At 45.9% G+C, this 5,138-nt stretch carries 4 protein-coding genes and 1 pseudogene; 4 read left to right on the top strand and 1 reads right to left on the bottom strand.

All coding sequences use genetic code 11. From position 1 onward, the window contains the following. Positions 1 to 231 precede the first annotated feature (231 nt). The 4 genes from PN462_RS23305 to PN462_RS22050 all read left to right on the top strand — a co-directional run bounded on the left by PN462_RS23305 (position 232) and on the right by PN462_RS22050 (position 4,601). Positions 232 to 423 (top strand): hypothetical protein, encoded by a 192-nt coding sequence (locus PN462_RS23305; RefSeq protein WP_334310484.1) that lies wholly within the window; start codon positions 232 to 234, stop codon positions 421 to 423. A gap of 3 nt (positions 424 to 426) precedes the next feature. Then, positions 427 to 906: a mechanosensitive ion channel family protein gene (locus tag PN462_RS22060; protein ID WP_334310483.1), complete on the top strand. Its 480-nt coding sequence runs from the start codon at positions 427 to 429 to the stop codon at positions 904 to 906. 507 nt (positions 907 to 1,413) lie between these two features. Continuing rightward, on the top strand, positions 1,414 to 3,291 hold the full coding sequence (locus tag PN462_RS22055; protein ID WP_272131010.1) for a two-component system response regulator: 1,878 nt from the start codon (positions 1,414 to 1,416) through the stop codon (positions 3,289 to 3,291). Positions 3,292 to 3,320: 29 nt separating this feature from the next. After that, positions 3,321 to 4,601 (top strand): ABC transporter substrate-binding protein, encoded by a 1,281-nt coding sequence (locus PN462_RS22050; protein WP_272131009.1) that lies wholly within the window; start codon positions 3,321 to 3,323, stop codon positions 4,599 to 4,601. Positions 4,602 to 4,728: 127 nt separating this feature from the next. Here PN462_RS22050 and PN462_RS22045 read toward each other — a convergent pair. Continuing rightward, positions 4,729 to 5,138 (bottom strand): annotated as a pseudogene (locus tag PN462_RS22045) (RNA-guided endonuclease TnpB family protein); the annotation flags it as partial.

Genomic DNA, 5,138 nt, shown 5'->3' with positions numbered 1-5,138 from the left:
TCTATGCCAAGAGATCTGTGTTCAGGTATTTTGATTAAAAAAGTGGGGTTGGGCATCGCCTCACTCAAAAACGCGAAGTCTCGTTCCAGGGATGGAGAAGCCCACGCTCTAATCTCCGATTGAGCGTGGGAGTATGTCACTTATAGTCTCATTGACCGCTTTACCCAAGCCTGGGGCCGAACTGATTTTCTCAGCAATTTTCTTCCCCTCGCGGAAGTCCAACGGAAAAAAGTGCGGGAGTTGACCATTGCGGGAGTGTTACGGGGAGTGGTGTTTGCTGGCCTGTTGGGTGTGGGGATTATCTGGAGTCTCGAATTAGTCAATGTGCCGACCAGTTCCATCTTAGCCGGGGGTGCTATTTTGGGGTTGGCTTTGTCTTTTGGGGCCCAGAGTTTAGTGAAGGATTTGGTCAATGGGTGTTGAATTTTGATTGAAGATCAATTTGCGGTGGGGGATGTGATCGATCTGGGGGATGCGAGTGGGTTGGTGGAAGATTTGAACCTGCGTGTCACTCTGTTACGGGATGCGTCGGGGGCCTTGATTGCGATTCCCAATAGTTCTATTGTGCGGGTGAAAAATTTAACCCGGCTTTGGTCACGGGTGGATTTTACCATTGAGATTGCCTATGATGCGAATTTAAACCGGGCTTTAGCGGTGCTTAAAGAGGTGGGTGAGGAGATGTTTAACGACCCAGAATGGCGCGATCGCCTCCTCGACCCCCCAGAAGTCCTTGGGGTGGATAACTTAGCCCATACGGGCATTTTACTGCGAGTGTGGATTAAAACCGAACCCTTGCAACAGTGGGCAGTGGGGCGAGAATATCGTTATCGGGTGTGGTGTGCGTTTGAAACCCATGACATTGCGATCGGTCGTCCCCAATGGATAAATTATCAGTCCTCTTGCTAAATTAGGGCTTGCGGAATTCGTTTCACCGAGAGTCATCAGTGTGATAAGCCTTGAATCGTGAGGTTTTCCAGCATTGGTTATGCTCAAACCTATCCCTGTAATGCTATAACTCGGAAGAATGGGTGAAATTGTGCAGGCAAAAGCCACAGCGAAAGGGTCAACCCTCTTTTACTCCCCCCCTATGGGGAATACTGCGGTGAGCAGTGACGGATGTGTTGTGGCATCTTGAGAGGTATAGAGTTTAATGGCATTCAGTCCGAGCGCTAGTGTCAGCAACCACAACGGTTATTTTGCGGAGTTTTTCGAGTCAAGGGCAAGCCATAGTAGTGAATTGTCCTTTAAATTCCTTTAAATTAGTGGTGTAGCTTAAATTAAGCAGGCCATGTCCAGCTTATTTTGGACAATGGACTATCTCTACTCCTTTGAAATGCCTCCAATTTTTGTGTTTCACTCCTCGCATTCCTCAGTCACTCACGGTCTCTTAACGCGAATGCAAACAATAAAACGATGGTAAATGGTAATCAGGGCAATTCGATGAAGGACTCTCAGGCCGTTAAAGCAGATATCTTATTAGTGGATGATACCCCAGAGAATCTACGGTTATTAGGGGCGGCGTTGTCCAAAAAAGGGTATAAAGTCCGGAGTGTGATCAATGGCTCGATGGCACTGATGGGCGCACAGGCCGCCCCACCAGACTTAATTTTACTGGATATTTGTATGCCGGGGATGAATGGCTATGAAGTGTGTGAGAAACTCAAGGCCAATGGGAAAACGGCGGATATTCCTATTATTTTTATTAGTGCTTTGGATGAGGTGCTAGATAAAGTCAAGGCGTTTGGGGCCGGGGGGGTGGACTATGTTACCAAACCGTTTCAGTTTGAGGAGGTGATTGCCCGCATTGAGAATCAGTTAACGATCCGTCGCCTACAAGCCTCCCTGGAGGCTCTTAACGGAGCGTTAGAGGCACGAGTGAAGGAAAGGACGTTAGAGTTAGAAGCGGAGATTCTAGAGCGTAAAAAAGCCCAAGAGAAGCTGCTCTATTTGGCCATGCACGATCCCCTCACCCATCTCCCCAACCGGACGCTGTTGATGGAAGAATTGGTTAAGGCGTTAGAAGATTGTCGAGAAAGGGAGGATTATGGGTTTGCGGTGATGTTTTTAGATTGCGATCGCTTTAAACGGGTGAATGATTCCTTGGGCCATACAATCGGCGATAAATTACTGATCGAAGTGGCCAACCGTCTCCAGTCTTGTTTGCGGTCCGAGGATATGTTATCCCGCTTAGGGGGGGATGAGTTTGCCATTCTCTTCACCTCTGTCCAAGATGCCAACTGGGTGTTAGATATTGCGGCACAACTGAATCACAAATTATTGACTCCGTTCCAAATTGACGAATACGAGGTTTATATTAACGCTAGTATTGGGATTGTTTTTAATTGCGATCGCCTCTATCAACAACTTCCCTTTCCCATTCAAGGGAAAATTGCCTACGATAACCCCGATCACCTGTTGCGCGATGCGGATACCGCCATGTATCGTGCCAAGGAAGCGGGCAAAGGCCATTATCAAATTTTTAACCCCCAAATGCACAATCAAGCCTTAAAAATGCTCCATTTGGAGAACAGTTTAAGGCGTGCCTTGGAACGAGATGAGTTTATTTTATACTATCAGCCTATTGTTTCTTTAAAAAGGGGTAAAATCATTGGGTTTGAAGCCTTATTACGCTGGTATCATCCCCAACGAGGCTTTATTTCTCCCAGTGAATTTATTCCAGCCGCCGAAGAAACGGGGTTTATTGTTCCTATTGGTGAATGGGTGTTAAAATCAGCTTGTCAACAGGTGAAACAATGGCACGATCAAGAAATTGGGGAACATCCATTAACCATTAGTGTAAATCTTTCGGTTCGTCAATTTGGACAACCGGATTTAATTCCTAATATTGATCAGATTTTACAGACAACGCAGTTAGATAGTCGCTCTTTAAAGTTAGAAATTACGGAAAGTGTAATCATTGAGCATCCTGAAGCAGTGATGGCAATTTTTGATGAATTAAAATCTCGTTGGATTAAGTTAAGTTTAGATGATTTTGGGACGGGGTATTCATCGCTGAGTTATTTACACCGTTTTCCCATGGATACGTTAAAGATTGACCGTTCTTTTGTACAACAAATTGATGAAGGGGGGAAGAATTTAGAGATTGTACAAGCGATTGTTTCATTAGGGCATAATTTAGGGATGGAGGTAATTGCAGAAGGCATTGAAACTCCCCAACAATTGGCGCATTTAAGGGATTTAGGCTGTGATTATGGGCAAGGGTACTTATTTTCTAAACCTGTTGATGCAAAGGCATCTGAGACGTTATTAAAGCGGGATTTGCGGTGGTAGTTTTTAAGGGATAATGGATAATTATTTTTATGGTTAAGTTGGGCAAGATTTGGGTTGCTATTTTACTGATATTGTGTCTCTGGATAACCGGGTGTGGGTCCGGGACTCCGACGGACTCCAATGTTACCCATTTAACCCTTTGGCATGGGATTAATCCGCCGCCGAATCGGGAGGTATTTCAAGAATTAGTTGACCGCTTTAATTCGTCTCATGAGGAGATTGAAGTGGAGGCGTTATATATTGGGCAAACTGACCAACAATTACCGAAAATTTTAACAGCAGTGATCGGAGATGCACCTCCGGATATTCTCTGGTATTTGCCGATGTTTACTGGGCAGTTGGTGGAGTTGGGGGCCCTGCGACCATTGGAAGATTGGTTTAATCAGTCTCCGGTAAAGGAAAATCTTGATCCCACTCTCTTGGAAACCATGCGTTGGAATGACCATCTTTGGTCGATTCCTATGGCGACGAATAATTTAGGGTTATTTTATCGCACCAGTTTGTTACGAGAGGCCGGAATTATTGAGTTGCCCCAGACTTGGGAGGAGTTACGGGAGGCCGCAAGGAAATTAACTCAGGATAAGGATGGGGATGGGACCCCGGACCAGTATGGGATGTTTTTGCCTCTGGGGAAGGGGGAATGGACGGTGTTTAGTTGGTTGCCGTTTTTGTTTAATGCGGGGGGGGAGTTAGTGGAGGAGGGAAAACCGCAACTGGTGACGGAGGATGCGATCGCAGCTTTACAATTTTGGTCTAATCTACTCAAAGATGGGTCGGCCTTACTCTCTCAACCGGAAAGAGGTTATGAACAAACCAACTTTATTGAAGGCCGGGTGGCCATGCAGTTAACAGGTCCCTGGACTTTGGGATTTTTGCCAGAAACGCCTGTGGGAGATGATTTTGGGGTGATGCCTATTCCCTATCAAGATCATCCGGCCACGGTGATAGGAGGGGAGAATTTGTTTGTGATGAAAACCACCCCCCAACGGGAAAAGGCCGCTTTAACCTTCCTGGAGTATGTGTTAAGTGAGGAGTTTCAAACCCAGTGGTCGTTGGGGACGGGGTATTTACCTGTTAATCTTCAAGCGAGACAGAGTAAAACCTATCAGGACTATGTATCTCAGCAACCCGTCTTAGAGGTGTTTTTATCCCAGATGGAGGTCGGACATTCTCGCCCCATTATACCGGGTTATGCTCGTATCTCGAATCAACTGGGTCGCGCGATCGAAGCCTCCCTCCTAGGGACCCCTCCTAAAAAAGCACTCTCGGAGTCCCAACAACGCTTAAATTTATTGTGGGACACTCATTGACACTCCACGCCAAGGACGTGGATTCTTCATTCATAGACCCAACTTGCTTTGGCAGGATCACTCCAACCAAAGTAGAGGTCGAATCTCAGTCCCGCGTTCAGGTCCAAGACCCAAGTTCCGCTATGCCCTTCTCGCCTTTCTGATAGAATTTAGGATTAGGTTCATTGTCACCGTTGGAGTCTGTATAAAACTCTTTGAGTCCAACATCCAAACCAATGGCTTTACCCGTCGGCTGTGTATCTACTTTAACCTCAGCTTTAATGAGAAACTGTACATAGTAGCCATCAGCCCGACGAATAAGTCTAACCCGTTTGATCTGTTCGAGTTGATAGAAGTTTAAATCCCACGTTCCTTTGAGTTTGAGCTTCCCTATATTCTTACCATCGGTGAAAGTAATTTGTTTCCGAGTTTCAGATAGCTTCCACCCAGAAGTTTTATACTCCACTGACCGACAGTTCTTCTTAAACTGAGGGTAGCCTTTCTTGCCAGGAATACTCTTTTTGCAATTATCATAGAACCTAGCAATGGCAGAATAAG

This window comes from Spirulina sp. CS-785/01 (genome assembly GCF_028330525.1).
Classification (GTDB): domain Bacteria; phylum Cyanobacteriota; class Cyanobacteriia; order Cyanobacteriales; family Spirulinaceae; genus JAQMSD01.
Note: the sequence above shows the minus strand (reverse complement) of the source record. Positions and strands in the feature narration are given on the sequence as shown.